13 protein-coding genes are annotated in these 13303 nt (G+C 71.1%); 2 read left to right on the top strand and 11 right to left on the bottom strand.

All coding sequences use genetic code 11. The features are described from left to right. Window positions 1–44: 44 nt before the first annotated feature. The 3 genes from OG580_RS30670 to OG580_RS30660 all read right to left on the bottom strand — a co-directional run bounded on the left by OG580_RS30670 (window position 45) and on the right by OG580_RS30660 (window position 3316). A complete protein-coding gene (locus tag OG580_RS30670; protein WP_267046891.1) occupies window positions 45–1190 on the bottom strand; it encodes a dihydrodipicolinate synthase family protein in 1146 nt (381 codons plus the stop codon). Further along, window positions 1187–2341 (bottom strand): Gfo/Idh/MocA family protein, encoded by a 1155-nt coding sequence (locus OG580_RS30665; RefSeq protein WP_267046890.1) that lies wholly within the window; start codon window positions 2339–2341, stop codon window positions 1187–1189. Before OG580_RS30665 ends, OG580_RS30670 begins: the two co-directional genes overlap by 4 nt. A gap of 132 nt (window positions 2342–2473) precedes the next feature. After that, complete coding sequence (locus OG580_RS30660; protein ID WP_267046889.1) at window positions 2474–3316, bottom strand: formylglycine-generating enzyme family protein; 843 nt, start codon at window positions 3314–3316, stop codon at window positions 2474–2476. On the opposite strand from OG580_RS30660, the gene OG580_RS30655 reads away from it, so the two are divergent. Beyond that, window positions 3315–3458 carry a hypothetical protein gene (locus OG580_RS30655; RefSeq protein ID WP_267046888.1) on the top strand — a complete coding sequence of 48 codons (144 nt, stop codon included), beginning with the start codon at window positions 3315–3317 and terminating at the stop codon, window positions 3456–3458. The genes OG580_RS30660 and OG580_RS30655 overlap by 2 nt on opposite strands. A 4-nt stretch (window positions 3459–3462) precedes the next feature. Here OG580_RS30655 and OG580_RS30650 read toward each other — a convergent pair whose 3' ends face one another. The 6 genes from OG580_RS30650 to OG580_RS30625 all read right to left on the bottom strand — a co-directional run bounded on the left by OG580_RS30650 (window position 3463) and on the right by OG580_RS30625 (window position 9983). Beyond that, on the bottom strand, window positions 3463–4350 hold the full coding sequence (locus OG580_RS30650; protein ID WP_267046887.1) for a Gfo/Idh/MocA family protein: 888 nt from the start codon (window positions 4348–4350) through the stop codon (window positions 3463–3465). An 8-nt stretch (window positions 4351–4358) separates the two neighbouring features. Continuing rightward, the gene (locus OG580_RS30645; RefSeq protein WP_267046886.1) at window positions 4359–5210 is read right to left on the bottom strand and encodes a carbohydrate ABC transporter permease; all 852 of its coding nucleotides are present in this window, start codon (window positions 5208–5210) and stop codon (window positions 4359–4361) included. Further along, window positions 5207–6055 (bottom strand): carbohydrate ABC transporter permease, encoded by an 849-nt coding sequence (locus OG580_RS30640; protein WP_267046885.1) that lies wholly within the window; start codon window positions 6053–6055, stop codon window positions 5207–5209. The genes OG580_RS30645 and OG580_RS30640 overlap by 4 nt, the downstream gene beginning before the upstream one ends. 189 nt (window positions 6056–6244) lie before the next feature. Continuing rightward, entirely contained in the window at window positions 6245–7498 is a 1254-nt protein-coding gene (locus OG580_RS30635) for an extracellular solute-binding protein (RefSeq protein WP_267046884.1), read from the bottom strand. Further along, window positions 7495–8937 carry a sulfatase gene (locus OG580_RS30630; RefSeq protein ID WP_267046883.1) on the bottom strand — a complete coding sequence of 481 codons (1443 nt, stop codon included), beginning with the start codon at window positions 8935–8937 and terminating at the stop codon, window positions 7495–7497. The genes OG580_RS30635 and OG580_RS30630 overlap by 4 nt, the downstream gene beginning before the upstream one ends. Before the next feature lie 2 nt (window positions 8938–8939). Continuing rightward, complete coding sequence (locus OG580_RS30625) at window positions 8940–9983, bottom strand: hydroxyacid dehydrogenase (RefSeq protein WP_267046882.1); 1044 nt, start codon at window positions 9981–9983, stop codon at window positions 8940–8942. A 120-nt stretch (window positions 9984–10103) separates the two neighbouring features. Here OG580_RS30625 and OG580_RS30620 point away from each other — a divergent pair, with 120 nt between their 5' ends. After that, window positions 10104–11288 carry an ROK family protein gene (locus tag OG580_RS30620; protein ID WP_267046881.1) on the top strand — a complete coding sequence of 395 codons (1185 nt, stop codon included), beginning with the start codon at window positions 10104–10106 and terminating at the stop codon, window positions 11286–11288. Window positions 11289–11391: 103 nt separating this feature from the next. Here the strand turns inward: OG580_RS30620 and OG580_RS30615 are convergent, their stop codons facing one another. Together OG580_RS30615 and OG580_RS30610 are read right to left on the bottom strand one after the other, a co-directional pair. Beyond that, complete coding sequence (locus tag OG580_RS30615; protein WP_267046880.1) at window positions 11392–12324, bottom strand: ROK family protein; 933 nt, start codon at window positions 12322–12324, stop codon at window positions 11392–11394. Between the two features lie 127 nt (window positions 12325–12451). Then, a complete protein-coding gene (locus tag OG580_RS30610) occupies window positions 12452–13303 on the bottom strand; it encodes a heparin lyase I family protein (RefSeq protein ID WP_267046879.1) in 852 nt (283 codons plus the stop codon).

Genomic DNA, 13303 nt, shown 5'->3' with positions numbered 1-13303 from the left:
CTGCCGGGTGGTGACCTGGTTCGACGGCAGGCGCTCCACGCCGTTCACGCGTCCACCCCCGAGACCTGGAGGAACTGGCGCATCCGGTGGGCGGCGAGCTCCGGGTCGGGAAGGACGCCGGCCGCGTCGGCGAGCCGGAACAGCTCGGTCAGATGGGGGACGGAACGCCCGCTCTGAGCTCCGGCCACCATGGTGAAGTGCGTCTGGTGGCCGGCCAGCCAGGCGAGGAAGACCACGCCGGTCTTGTAGTGGTACGTCGGTGTGGCGAACAGGTGCCGGGCCAGCGGCAGGGTGGGCTCCATCAGGGCGTCGTACCGCGCGGTGTCGCCGACGTCCAGGGCCCGCAGCGCGGCAGCCGCGACCTCGGCGATGGGGTCGAAGACGCCCAGCAGCGCGTCGCTGTGACCGGCCTCGTCGCCGCGGATCAAGTCGGGATAGTGGAAGTCGTCGCCCGTGTACAGGCGTACGCCCTCCGGCAGGGCGCGCCGTAGCGCGATCTCGCGGTCGGCGTCCAGGAGGGACACCTTGATGCCGTCGACGCGCGGCTCGTTCTCCCTGATCAGGTCGAGCACCGTGTCGGTCGCGTCGTCCAGGTTCGCGCCACCCCAGTAGCCGGCCAGTGCGGGGTCGAACATCTCGCCCAGCCAGTGCAGGATCACCGGTTGCGAAGCGGTGTCGATGACCTCGCCGTACACGTGGAGGTAGTCCTCGGGGCCCTTGGCCACCGCGGCCAGTGCGCGGCTCGCCATCAGGATCGGCCGGGCACCGGCCTCCTCCACGACGGCCAGCTGTTCCTGGTAGGCGTCGATGACGGCGGGCAGGGAGGGGGGCCCGGTGAGGTGATCGGTGCCGACGCCGCAGGCCAGGCGTCCGCCCACGGCGCGGGCCTCGGCTCCGGACCGGGTGATGAGTTCACGGGTGGCGTGCCAGTCGAGGCCCATGCCGCGCTGGGCCGTGTCCATGGCGTCGGCGACGCCCAGGCCGAGGGACCACAGGTGCCGCCGGAAGGCGAGCGTGGTGTCCCAGTCGACGGCCGCGGGTGCTCCCGGGCGGTTGTCCCCCAGGGGATCGGCGACCACATGGGCGGCGGCGTACACGACCCGGGAGGTGATCGGGCGGTCGGGCACGTCGAGGACGGCGGGGGCGCGGAGGCGGTGGGGGCCGTCCGGGAGGCGCAGGACGAGTGTCATCGGATCTCCAGGGCGGGCACGTCGAGACGGCGGCCTTCGCGTGCGGAGCGCAGGCCGAGTTCGGCGAGCTGGACGCCCTTGGCGCCCTCCAGCAGGTCCCAGTGGTATGCGGAGCCGGTCACCACGTGCTTGAGGAAGAGCTCCCACTGGATCTTGAATCCGTTGTCGAACTCGCCGTTGTCCGGGACCTGCTGCCACTGGTCGCGGAACGACTCGGTCACGGGCAGGTCCGGGTTCCAGACCGGCTTCGGCGTCAGGGAGCGGTGCTGGACACGGCAGTTGCGCAGACCCGCGACGGCGCTGCCCTCGGTGCCGTCCACCTGGAACTCGACGAGCTCGTCGCGGTCGACCCGTACGGCCCAGGAGGAGTTGATCTGGGCGGTGATGCCGCCCTCCAGCTCGAAGACGCCGTAGGCGGCGTCGTCCGCCGTCGCCGGGTAGCTCCGGCCCTGCTCGTCGACCCGCTCGGGAATGTGGGTCGCGGTGTGCGCGTACACGGAGCGGACCTCGCCGAACAGGCCGTCCAGCACGTACCGCCAGTGCGGGAACATGTCGAGGATCATGCCGCCGCCGTCCTCGGCACGGTAGTTCCAGGAGGGGCGCTGGGCGGTCTGCCAGTCGCCTTCGAAGACCCAGTAGCCGAACTCGCCGCGTACGGAGAGGATCCGGCCGAAGAAGCCGCTGTCGATGAGGCGCTTGAGCTTCAGCAGGCCCGGCAGGAACAGCTTGTCCTGCACGGCGCCGTTGCACACGCCCGCCTCGCGTGCCAGCCGGGCCAGTTCCAGTGCGGCGTCGAGGGATTCGGCGGTCGGCTTCTCGGTGTAGACGTGCTTGCCGGCCGCGATCGCGGTGCGGATGGCCTTCTCCCGCGCCGGGGTGACCTGGGCGTCGAAGTAGATCTGGGCGAGCGGGTGGGCCAGGGCCTCGTCCAGGTCCGTGGTCCAGTGCTCCAGGCCGTGTCGGTCCGCCAGTTCCTTCAGTTTGCGGTCGCTGCGGCCGACGAGGATCGGTTCGGGCCAGATGACGGTTCCGTCGTCCAGGGGCAGACCGCCCTGTTCGCGGATGGCCAGCACGGAGCGGACCAGGTGCTGGCGGTAGCCCATGCGGCCGGTCACGCCGTTCATCACGATGCCTATGACTGTGCGGCTCATTCTCGTGTCTCCCTCTGAGGTGATGTGCAACCGAGCGCAGAAAGCGCTTGCTATGCGGTAGATGGATACCCCGCCTCTCCAGGTGAGAGGTCGGGGTCGGCGGTGCGGTAGGGCCCGGCGGACCTGTGTCGGTCAGCCGGCGTCCGCGACGCAGCGGAAGCCGATGTTGCCGGCGCTGCTGTCAGGGGTGTTGGAGCTGCGGGCGTCGACGCGGTAGCGGAAGCAGTAGCTGTCGTGGCACAGGTAGGAGCCGCCGCGCATCACCTTGCGGTCCCCGCTCGGCGGCCCGACGGGATCCGTCCGCGGGCCGGTGGCGTGCCACGTGGGGTGGAACCAGTCGGCGCACCACTCCCACACGTTGCCGCACGTGTTGTACAGCCCGTACCCGTTGGGCTCATAGGCGTCGGCCGGAGCGGTGCCGAGGTAGCCGTCCGCGCCGGTGTTGGACGCGGGGAACTCGCCCTGCCACACGTTCATCCGGTGCACCCCGCCGGGCTCACGCTCGTCGCCCCACGGGTAACGGGCCTGCGGCAGACCGCCACGGGCCGCGTACTCCCACTCGGCCTCGGTGGGCAGGCGTTTGCCCGCCCACCTCGCGAAGGCGCGGGCGTCGCGCCAGGTGACATGGACCACCGGGTGGTCCATGCGGTCGGCGATGTCCGATCCGGGGCCTTCCGGCCTGCGCCAGTCCGCGTGCGCGACCTCCCGCCACCACGGCGTCGCCGGTACGGGGCGGCCGCCGCGTACGTCGTCGGGCAGCAGACCGGCGAACACGAACGACGTGCCGAACCGCTCCGCCAGCGTCACCCACCCGGTGGCGTCGACGAACTCGGCGAACGCCTCGTTGGTGACCGTCGTGGTGTCGATCAGGAACGGGGCGAGGCGGATCTCGCGCACCGGTCCCTCGCCGTCGGCGGCGTACCCGTCGTCGGCGTCGGTGCCCATGAGGAACGTACCGCCGGGCAGGAGCGCCATGCCGGGAGGTCGGGACGGGGACCGTTCCGCCGCCGCGCTCGGCTCCCCCGCCGCGCTCGGCTCCCCCGCCATGCTCGGCTCCGTCGCGGGCGGCTGCCGCTCTCTCCCCGTCTCCCGGCTCGCGGAGCAGCACGACCGCTGACGGGTCATGACAGGGTCACCGGTGCGCCGCTCGTGCGGCTGCGGTGGGCGGCCTCGACGATCGCGACGATGTCGAGCACCTCCGCCTCGGGGACGTTGGGCGTGCCGGTGCGGCAGGCGTCGACGATCGAGGTGAGCAGCCCGGTGAGCATCGGCGGTCCGGCCTCGATGGTGAACTCGCCTTCTCCGCCGGGACCGCTGACGCGCCCCGTCGTGAGCGGTGACCACCGTTCCTCGCCGCCGAGGGTCGCCACCCGCCCGTCCGACCAGGTCAGCGTGACCCTGTCGCCGGTCGAGGCGTCGACGTGCGCGCATCCCGGCCCGAGCGCCGCGACCGCGAGGTCGACCAGGTGCACGCCGTACCAGGCCAGGAACGGGTGGCCCGGCTGGGTGGGCAGCGGGCCGGTCAGATCGACGCGGTCGACCCGGCCCCGGTCGGCGGCGCGCCGGAACTCGGGTGTGAAGCGTTTCGGCGAGCCGGCCAGCGGCAGGCACCCGTGGGCACCGGCCGTCGCCAGCATGGCCCGGGCGTCGTCGGTCGTGAGAGCGAATCGCGTGTCGACGTAGACCGGCTTGCCGAGCGGCGCCAGCCGGGTGAAGTACCCGGCGTGGGTACGGGCGTCGGAGGCGACGACGAGCAGGGCGTCACAGCGCTCGGCGACCTCCTCGGGAGTGTCGTACAGCGCCACCCCCAGATCGGAGACCTCCTGGGCGAACGCGTCGATGCGGTCCCGGCCGAGCGGGAAGTCCCCGGCCGCCACGCCCTTCCAGGCCGCGACGACCGTGCCGCCCGCCACCGTGCCGGTGACTCCGTCGCCGAACAGCCGGGTGAAGGACGGCGCGTGCGGGGAGTCGACGCCGATGAGTCCGAACCGCAGGGGTGTTGCCGTCATGTCGTACGTCATCCCTTCACCCCCGACGAGGTGACGCCGGCGACGATGTGCCGCTGGAGGACCATGAAGATCACGAAGCAGGGGATGAAGCTCACGAGGGCGGCGGACATGATGCCGGCCGTGGACACCGTCTCGGTGTGCAGGGTGGCGAGTCCGACGGTCAGGGTGCGGGCCACGTCGGTCTGGCCGACGACGAGCGGCCACAGGAGGTCGTTCCAGTGCCACAGGAAGACGAAGATGGCGAGCGTGGCGAGCACCGGCCGGATCAGCGGCAGCACGATCTGCACGAAGGTGCGCCACTCCCCCGCCCCGTCGATCCGTGCCGCGTCGAAGAGTTCGTCGGGCAGGTCGCGGACGAACTGCCGGATGAGGAAGACCGCCTGGGCGTTGGCGAGGGTCGGCATGATCAGGCCCCACAGCGTGTTCACCCCGTCCATGCGGGCCACCAGGATGAAGGTGGGGATGAGCGTGGCCTGCATCGGCACCATCAGGGTGGCGACGATCGCCCACAGCACCGCGTTGCGCCCGGGGAACCGCTTGCGCACCAGGGCGTAGGCGGCCATGGAGGCGGTGAGGAGGATGACCACCACGGAGACCACGGAGTAGACGAAGGAGTTCAGCAGCCAGAGCGGGAACTCTCCGACCTCGAAGATCCGCGTGATGTTGTCGAGCGTCAGGGAATCGGGGATCGCGTGCGGCAGCGTGGGCGCGTCCTCGGGCGAGAGGGCGAGGACGACGACGGCGATCAGCGGCGCGACGGTGAACAGGGAGATGACGGTGAGGGCGAGGGCCGGCAGCCGGTTGCGGGGCCGGCGGGCTCCGGGGTGGCCTGCGTCGAGGGTGGAGCGCTGGGTGGTCACGTGATCTCCTTGCCTTCGACGAGGCGCCGCTGGACGAGGGACAGGACGAGCACGATCACGAAGAGCACCATGCCGATCGCCGCCGCGTAGCCGAAGTCGAGGAACTTGAAGCCCTCGTCGTAGAGGAAGTAGATGAGGCTGTGGCTGGCCCGGTTGGGGCCGCCGCCGGTCATCACGTAGATGGTGTCGAACACCTGGAAGCCGATGATCGTCTCGATCACGAGGACGAAGAACATCACGGGCTTGAGCAGCGGGAGCGTCACGTGCCGGAACGCCTGCCAGCTGCTCGCCCCGTCGATGCGCGCCGCTTCGTGCACCTCGGCGGGCTGGGCCTTGAGCCCGGCGAGGAAGACGAGCATCGAGTACCCGAAGCCCTTCCACACCGAGACCAGCGCGAGGCTGGCGAGGACCAGGAGCTGGTCGCCGGTGAGGAACGGGACCGGGCCGATTCCGAGTCCGCCGAGCGCGGCGTTGAGCGGCCCGTCCATGTCGAAGATCCAGGACCAGATGATGCCGGCCATCACGAAGGAGCTGAGGTAGGGGACGAAGAGCACGGCCCGGAACGTGCCGGTGAACCGCACCATCTTGTTCAGGAGCAGTGCGCCGGCCAGGGAGACGACGATGATGAGCGGCACGAAGATGAGCACGTAGCTCACCGTCACGCCGAGGCTCTGCCAGAAGTGGGAGTCGGAGAACAGGCGCGTGTAGTTCTCGGCCCCCAGCCAGGTGACGTCGCCGTTGAGGCGGTAGCGCGTCAGGCTCATCGCCCCGGCGCCGGCGATGGGGAGGAACTTGAACACCGCGAAGATGACGAGCGTCGGCAGCACGAACAGGATGCCCGCCATGGCCTCACGGCGCTTCAGGCGTCGACGGGCCGTCCGCACGCTCGGTGAGACGTGCGGGGGCTCGGGTTGGCGGAACGGTCGGCTGTCCGAGCCGGTGCTCGGAGGTGTGTGCACGGACATGGCGGCCTATCAGCGGGAGGAGTGGGAGCGTGCGGTCGGTGGCGGGGGCCGCACGCTCCCCTGGCGGGTTCAGGACCGGGCGAGCAGGGCGCGCGCTTCCTCGGCGGCCTTCTTCAGCGCCTCCTTCGGCGTGAGGTCGCCGCCGAGGGCGGCCTGGATGTAGGGCGCGAGCGTGGCCATCACCTGGCGGGCCGCGGGTGAGGGCTCACCCGCGTTGGCGTACCGGAGGGTTTCGTTCAGGATCTTGAGGTCGGGGTCGGAGTCCGGAGCGTGGACGTCGACGCGGGTCGGCAGATTGCCCGCGGCCTCGTTGAGCGACTCCTGGGATTCGGCCGAGGAGAGGTACGAGAGCACCGTGTAGGCGGCTTCCCGGTTCTCCTCCTCGTTGATCGAGGTCAGGGACAGCAGGCCGGGGTTGCCGTAGGTCGCCCGGACCTTGCCCTCAAGGGGCAGGCCGAGGGTCACGTTCTCCTTGCCGAGGGCGGCGCGCATCTGCTTGAGCTCGGGCAGCGACGTGACGGGGCGCATCGCGACCTTGCCGGCAGCGATGGGGGCTCCTTCGACCTTGGGGCCTTCGGTGGCCGCCTCGGCAGGGAGGCCGCCCGCCTTCTTCAGGTCGACGAGGAACCGGAGAGCGGAGACGCCGGCGGGCGAGTCGAAGACGACGTCGTTGCCGTCGGTGCTGAAGACGAACCCACCGGCCTGCCAGAGCAGGGGGTAGAACGAGAGGTTCAGGGTCTGCTCGGGGCTGCCGGCGTAGTCCATGACGGCGATGCCCTTCTTGGCGAGTACCGGGGCGGCCTTGAGGACGTCGTCCCAGGTCTTCGGCAGGTCGAGGCCGGCATCGGCGAAGATCTTGGTGTTGTACGCGGTGGTGTTGACGTTCTGGAAGGCGGGGACGCCGTAGAGCTTGCCCTCGATGGTGGCGGCTTCGAGCGTCCCGGGAAGGAACTTCGTACGGTCGTCGGCGACGGCGTCGTCGACGGGAAGCAGCCCCCGCACCTTGTGGTAGGTCGCGGCCTGGTCGGGGGTGATCAGGACGATGTCCGGGCCGGAACCCGCGGCGAGGGCGGCGGATATCTGGGCGTCACGCTTGTCGAACGTCTGCAGTTCGATGTTCAGGTCGATGCCGGGGTGGGCCTTCTCGAAGGCGGCTTCGGTCCCGGCCCAGTACTTCTTGCTCGCGGCCTCGTCCTTGATGACGGGGTACATCCACAGCGTGACCTCGGCCTTGCCGTCACCGGAACCCGAGCCCGAGCAGGCCGTGATCGCCATGGTGGCGGCAGCGGCGAGGGCCGCGAAGCGAAGCGGTCGTGTGCTCATGCTGTTTCTCTCTCTCGTGGGGATGCGACGGCCTTGTCGGCAAGGGAGTGACAGAGGGGGGCGGAGGGACCGGGGAGCGGCTGCGTCCCGTGATCGTGGGCGGCGTCGCCCAGGGCGGTGAGAGCGTCCTGATGACGCCGCTGCAGCGGCGGCGCGCCGAGGAGCGGATCGCCGGTGGCGCGCATCCAGTCCAGCAACGCGGCGGCGAGTTCACCCCGGACGCCCTCGTAGGCGGGGTCCAGGGCACGGTTGTCCCGCTCGTGCGGATCGCGGGCCAGGTCGTACAGCTCCAGAGCGGGGCTGGAGCCGATGGTGGAGCCGCCGAGGTCCGCGGGGAGGCTGCGCCGTATCCACGACTGGGTGGGGTCCATGGCCCGCGGGGCGTTGGAGAAGTTCACGATCAACTTGTGTGACGCGGACCGCACCGAGCGCTTCGGGTCGTAGTAGATGTGGTGGGTGAGCTGCCCGAAGGTGTGGGTACGGGCCGGGCGGTCCTGTTCCACGACGGGGACCAGGCTGACGCCCTGACCGTCCGCCGGCTGGGGCAGGCCGACGAGTTCGAACAGGGTGGGCAGGACGTCGACATGGCTGACCTGGCCTTCGACGCGGCGTGCGCGCCAGTCGGGCCGGCCGGGTACGCGCATCATGAGGGCGACTTCCAGGCCCGGGTCGTAGAGGGTGCACTTCGCCCGGGGCAGCGCGAGGCCGTGGTCGGTGGTGAACACCACGAGGGTGTCGTCGCTCAGATCGAGCGCGTCGAGGTGGGCCAGGATGCTCCCGACGCCCTCGTCCATGTGGCGTACGGCGCCCTGCAGTTCGGCGATCTCCTCACGGGCGCCTTCGTCGTCCTTGAGGTACGGGGGGATGCCGAGCCCGAGGGAGTCGTCCGCGGTCACCGTGTCCCCGAGGAAGCCCATGACTCCGGGGCGGTCCCTCTTCGACGGTGTGCGGTGCGGCTCGTGGAATCCGACCTGCAGGTAGAAGGGGGTGTCCGAGGCGGCCGCCCGGTCGAGCGCCTCGACGGTGCGCTCGACGACCGTGTCCCGGTCGCCGCCGCTGCGGACCCGGTCGAAACCGAGGCGTTCGGCCACGACATCGTCCGGCAGGACCCGGGACTCGTGATGCACGCCGATGAGCTCGGTCCCGTACCCGGCCGCGCGCAGCCGGCCGGCGAGGTGGGTCGAGGGGTCGGTGAGGTCCCAACCGAAGGGGTCATGGGTGAGTCCGAGGACCCCGTTGGTCTGCGGGTACGTGCCGGTGAACAGGGAGGCCCGGGCGGGGCTGCAGTGCGGGGCGGTCGCGAACGCCCCTTCGAACAGCGCCGACTGCGCCGCGAGGGCGTCCAGATGCGGGGAGACCACGGTGGGGACCTCGTACGCGCCGAGGAACCGGCCCAGGTCGTGGCAGTGCAGCAGCAGGATGTTGCGTGCCGTGGTCACGTTCATCCCCTCCTCGCCAGGTCCTCGCGCGTCAGCGCGTGCTCCAGGGGCTCTCCGGCCAGGTGCCGGCGGATCTCCTCCACGACGATCCGCCCGGCGCGCCGCCGCGAGTCGGCGGTCGCACCCGCGACATGCGGCGTGAGGAGGGCGTTCGGCAGACGGCGCCAGCGGTCGTCGACGGGCAGCGGCTCGGTGTCGAACACGTCGAGAGCGGCATCGATCCGGCCCGAGGCGACCGCCTCGAACAAGGCGTCCATGTCGACGAGCGAGGGCCGGGAGGTGTTGACGAACCGTGTGCCGTCACGCATCGCGGCGATCTCGTCCGCGCCGATCATGCCGTGCGTCTCCGGTGTGGCGGGGGCGTGCACGGCGACGACGTCGCTCGACGTGAGCAGGTCCCGCAGTCCGGTGGTGGACTCGGCGAGCGGATCACCGGGCGGGACGTACGGGTCGTGGACGCGGATGTCGGCGCCCAGCGCCCGGCACATGTCGATGTAGCACCGTCCGGTGCGTGAGGCGCCGACGACTCCGATGCGGGCCCCGCCGATCTCGCGTGCCCGCTCGGAACCGGCGGCCGTCTCCCAGCTCCGGCCGGAGTGGAGCGCGTGGTCGTGCCGGTGGGTCCGGCGCAGCAGGGACAGGGTGAAGCCCAGGGAGAGCTCCGCCACGGCCGGGGCCATCGCCGCCCCCGCCTGGGAGACGGGCAGGCCGGTGGCCCAGAAGTCGTCGCCGACGAGCCAGTGGAGCGAGGACGCGGCGTGCATGACGAACCGCAGATCGGGTGCCAGGGCGAGGCGGGCGGCGTCGAGGCGGGGGAATCCCCAGGCGGTGACGAGTACGTGGACGCCGTCGAGGGCCTGGCGAAAGGCGTCCTCCGTCTGCAGCGCGGCCGGTTCCCGCTCGGTGACCTCACCGAGAGCGGCCAGTGCCTGGAGCGTCGTCGGAGGGAAGAAGGCTTCCTTCTCTTCTGGGGGGACGCTCAGGAGGATCCGGGTGTGTGAGCCCTGAAGACGCTGCTCCTGGCCCACTCCGAGGTGGTGACTCATGCGGTGGAAACTAACCAGGAGACTTACTTCTGTCAATGACCGAATAAAGTAGACTGGCTTTCCCGCCCCAAGTGGGAGACCCTGCCCATGCCGAGTGATCACCAGAAGGAACCGATAGCGATGAGGCCACGCGCCGGGAGCAAAGCCCTGATCCGCGAGATCAACGAAGCCCTGGTTCTCGACGTCGTCCGTGCGCACCGCCCGGTGGCCAGGGCGAGGATCGCCACCGAGACCGGACTGAGCCCGGCGACCGTCACCGGCATCACCTCCCGGCTGCTGGGCGCCGGACTCCTCACGGAGACCGACGCCGTACGCAGCACCGGAGGGAGGCCCGCCCGACTTCTCGACCTGGGCACCGACGCGGTGCTCGCCGCCGGCGTCAGGCTCTCGGACACCGACGCCTACGTGGTGCTGGTCGATCTGCGGGGAGACGTCGTCGCCTCCCACCAGGAGCCGCTGACCTCCACCCGCCCCCAGGACGTCGGCGAGAGCGTCGCCCGTGCGGTGGCCATCGCCGCCGCGAGCAGGACGTCCTCGACCCTCATCGGCGTCGGCGTCGCCGTGTCGGGCGTGGTCGACCAGCAGAGCGGCATCGTCCGGCACAGCGGATCGATGGGCTGGGAGAACGTACCGCTCCAGCGCCAGTTGACGGCGCTGCTGGAGACTCCCGTCGTCCTCGACAGCTACGTCAACTCCGTGGCTTCCGGCCTGCTGCTCTTCGACGGCGGACTCGCCGGCCGCAATCTCATGATCTTCAGCGTGGGAGCGAGCCTGGGAGCGTCCGTCGTGGTCGAGGGACGCATCCACCGTGGGTTCAGCGGCACCGCCGGGGGGTTCGCCCACTCCCGCGTCGGCACGGATGCCGGGCGGCCCTGCCACTGCGGCGCCAAGGACTGCCTGGAGACCTGGGCCAGTCACTGGGGTATCCAGCGGGAGCTGGAGAGGCGCGGCGTGAAGCCGGGAAGTCTCGTCGGGTGCGACGACGACGTCATCGCGAGCGCCGCCGACAGCCTCGGCACCGCCGTGGCCAACGCCGCCAAGATGTTCGGCCCGGAGCGGGTCGTGGTCGCCTTCACCCCCGAGATGAACGTTCCGGCACTCACCGCCGGGACGGAGGAGGTGTTCCGACGGCAGTACGCCCACGGCACCACCCCTCCGCCCGCCCTGGAGATCGCGGCGACCGGCCCCTCCAGCCACGCCTCCGGCGCCGCCTACACCGTCCTGGCGCGGCTCTTCACCGCCGACACCGCCGACACTTCCGACGCGGACGCCACCGGCGCCCGCGGCACCGTCACGGCAGGATGAGCCCGAGCCGGCAACGGCGGCGCATGGACGGTTCCGCACAGGCCACCTGCCTCTCGTTCACGGGGATCGCCGTCGTCCGCGTCCTCTGACCTCGCGGCCGCCCTCAGACGGCTGCCGCGGTGGTGAGCAGGTCGCGGGCGAGGAGCCCGGCGCCCAGGCATACGGCTACGTCCCCGAGGTCCGCCGGGACGACGGTGGGGAGCTTCTGGAACGTGATGCGTTCCGCCACGGCCGCACGCAGGGGTCCGAGCAGGGTTTCTCCGGCCTCGGCGAGGCCGCCGCCGATGATCAGTGCGCGGGGATCGAGGACCGTGAGCGCGGTGAGCAGGCCGTCGGCGAGGGCGTCGACCGCCGCCTGCCACACCCCGTTCGCCACCTCGTCGCCCGCCTCGACGGCCTTGGCGCAGGCGGCGGCGTCCGCGGCGGGGTCGCCGCTCGCCACGGCCCAGGCGCGGCCGATCGCGGCGGCGGAGGCCAGCGCGTCCAGGCAGCCGCGTCGGCCGCAGCCGCACACGGGGCCGCCGGGGCGGACGACGATGTGGCCGAGCTCGCCGGCGCGGCCGCCGGCCCCGGTCTCGATGCCGTCGTCGATGCCGATCGCACCGGCGATGCCGGTGCCGAGCGACACGTACAGGAACCGGCCGGTACCCCGGCCCGCCCCCAAGCGGCCCTCGGCGAGGCCGCCCGTGCGCACGTCGTGCCCGAGCGCGACGGGGATCCGCCCGAGCCTGTGCCTCAACAGACCCCGCAGCGGGACGTCCCGCCAGCCGAAATCGGCGCAGTGGACGGCGACGCCGCGCTCCGCGTCGACGACGCCGGGCACGGCGATCCCCGCGGCCTCCGCCGCCGTGCCGAAGTGCGTCCGTCCGTGGGCGCGCAGCTCCCGCGCGAAGCCGAGGACCGACTCCACGACCACGTCGGGCCCGTGCTCGCGCCCGGTGGCCCGCCGCGCCTCGTACAACAGCGCCCCGTCCAGCCCGACCAGAGCCGCTTTCATTCCGGTGCCGCCCACATCGAGGGCGATGACATGTCTCACGGGAGCACTCTCACTGGTGACTTCCAGGTCGTTCGGACCACTGGTTCGTGTCTCTTGCCGCGTCGTACCACGGCTGTACGGGGCGAGGACCTCCTCGCTGGGGAGGGAGGAGCCTCGCCCCGCGGGCTCATCCCTGGGAGAGATCCAGGACGCGGATGTCGTCGTGGTGGACGATCCGCGTCGGTACGTCTCCCTTCGCGAGCGTCTGGCCGGGCCGGTAGAGACCCCACTTGAGATAGCCGAAGTCCGCCGGGTTCACGGGGTGGAAGGTCTTCACGTTCGCGTACGTCTGCCGCAGCGTGTAAGCCGATTCGCCGGGCATACGGGTGGAGACCTTGTAGGAGCCGGTGTCGTCGTCCGTCCACTTCACGTCCACGCGGAAGTGCATCCACTGGCCGAGGTGGGGGCGGAAGTCGCCGACCACGGTGGACTGGAGGTTCAGCGTCGGCGAGCGGAAGGCGATGCTGTTCCGCTTGGTCATGAGGTAGAAGGACGGAAGGTTTCCGCCGGCGTGCTTCCCCTGGAAGATGATGTCCCCGGACTCCGACTCCCCGGACTCCCAGGTCTCCCAGTCCTTCAGCAGCACGCTGAACTCGTACCGCTGCTCGTCACCCACGACGAACTTGCCCTCGTGGACGTCGTTCGTGGCGCTCTCGCTGCGCGGGGCGCCGTCGGAGACGTAGCCGGGGTCGCCCAGGGTCACCTTGTGGGCGACGGCGTGGTCGGTTCCCGAAGGGACGACGTACGACGCGTCGGGCGCGGTCGCGTGCGTCGTGGTCAGGTTCGGAATGCCGGAGTTCAGCTGACCGTTCGTGTACTCGATGTCCAGCAGGGTCGAGGAAATGCCGGTGCCGCCGCACGAGCCCTCCGAAGCCCGGCTCGGGCCGTCCTGCCCCGCCTGCGCGGTGGCCAGGCCTGCGAGGGTGAGCGTCCCGGCCGCCGCCACGGCGATGACGGCCCGCTTCGTCGACTTCTTCAT

Origin of the sequence: Streptomyces sp. NBC_00094 (genome assembly GCF_026343125.1) — a bacterium.
Taxonomy (GTDB): domain Bacteria; phylum Actinomycetota; class Actinomycetes; order Streptomycetales; family Streptomycetaceae; genus Streptomyces.
Note: the sequence above shows the minus strand (reverse complement) of the source record. Positions and strands in the feature narration are given on the sequence as shown.

What these genes read in the sequence shown, in the direction of transcription:
- OG580_RS30655 (WP_267046888.1), top strand. Translation starts at nt 3,315, where the DNA reads ATGCCGGGAGGTCGGGACGGGGACCGTTCCGCCGCCGCGCTCGGCTCC.
- OG580_RS30660 (WP_267046889.1), bottom strand. Translation starts at nt 3,316, where the DNA reads ATGGCGCTCCTGCCCGGCGGTACGTTCCTCATGGGCACCGACGCCGAC.
- OG580_RS30665 (WP_267046890.1), bottom strand. Translation starts at nt 2,341, where the DNA reads ATGAGCCGCACAGTCATAGGCATCGTGATGAACGGCGTGACCGGCCGC.
- OG580_RS30640 (WP_267046885.1), bottom strand. Translation starts at nt 6,055, where the DNA reads ATGGCGGGCATCCTGTTCGTGCTGCCGACGCTCGTCATCTTCGCGGTG.
- OG580_RS30610 (WP_267046879.1), bottom strand. Translation starts at nt 13,303, where the DNA reads ATGAAGAAGTCGACGAAGCGGGCCGTCATCGCCGTGGCGGCGGCCGGG.
- OG580_RS30620 (WP_267046881.1), top strand. Translation starts at nt 10,104, where the DNA reads ATGAGGCCACGCGCCGGGAGCAAAGCCCTGATCCGCGAGATCAACGAA.
- OG580_RS30635 (WP_267046884.1), bottom strand. Translation starts at nt 7,498, where the DNA reads ATGAGCACACGACCGCTTCGCTTCGCGGCCCTCGCCGCTGCCGCCACC.
- OG580_RS30625 (WP_267046882.1), bottom strand. Translation starts at nt 9,983, where the DNA reads ATGAGTCACCACCTCGGAGTGGGCCAGGAGCAGCGTCTTCAGGGCTCA.
- OG580_RS30670 (WP_267046891.1), bottom strand. Translation starts at nt 1,190, where the DNA reads ATGACACTCGTCCTGCGCCTCCCGGACGGCCCCCACCGCCTCCGCGCC.
- OG580_RS30650 (WP_267046887.1), bottom strand. Translation starts at nt 4,350, where the DNA reads ATGACGGCAACACCCCTGCGGTTCGGACTCATCGGCGTCGACTCCCCG.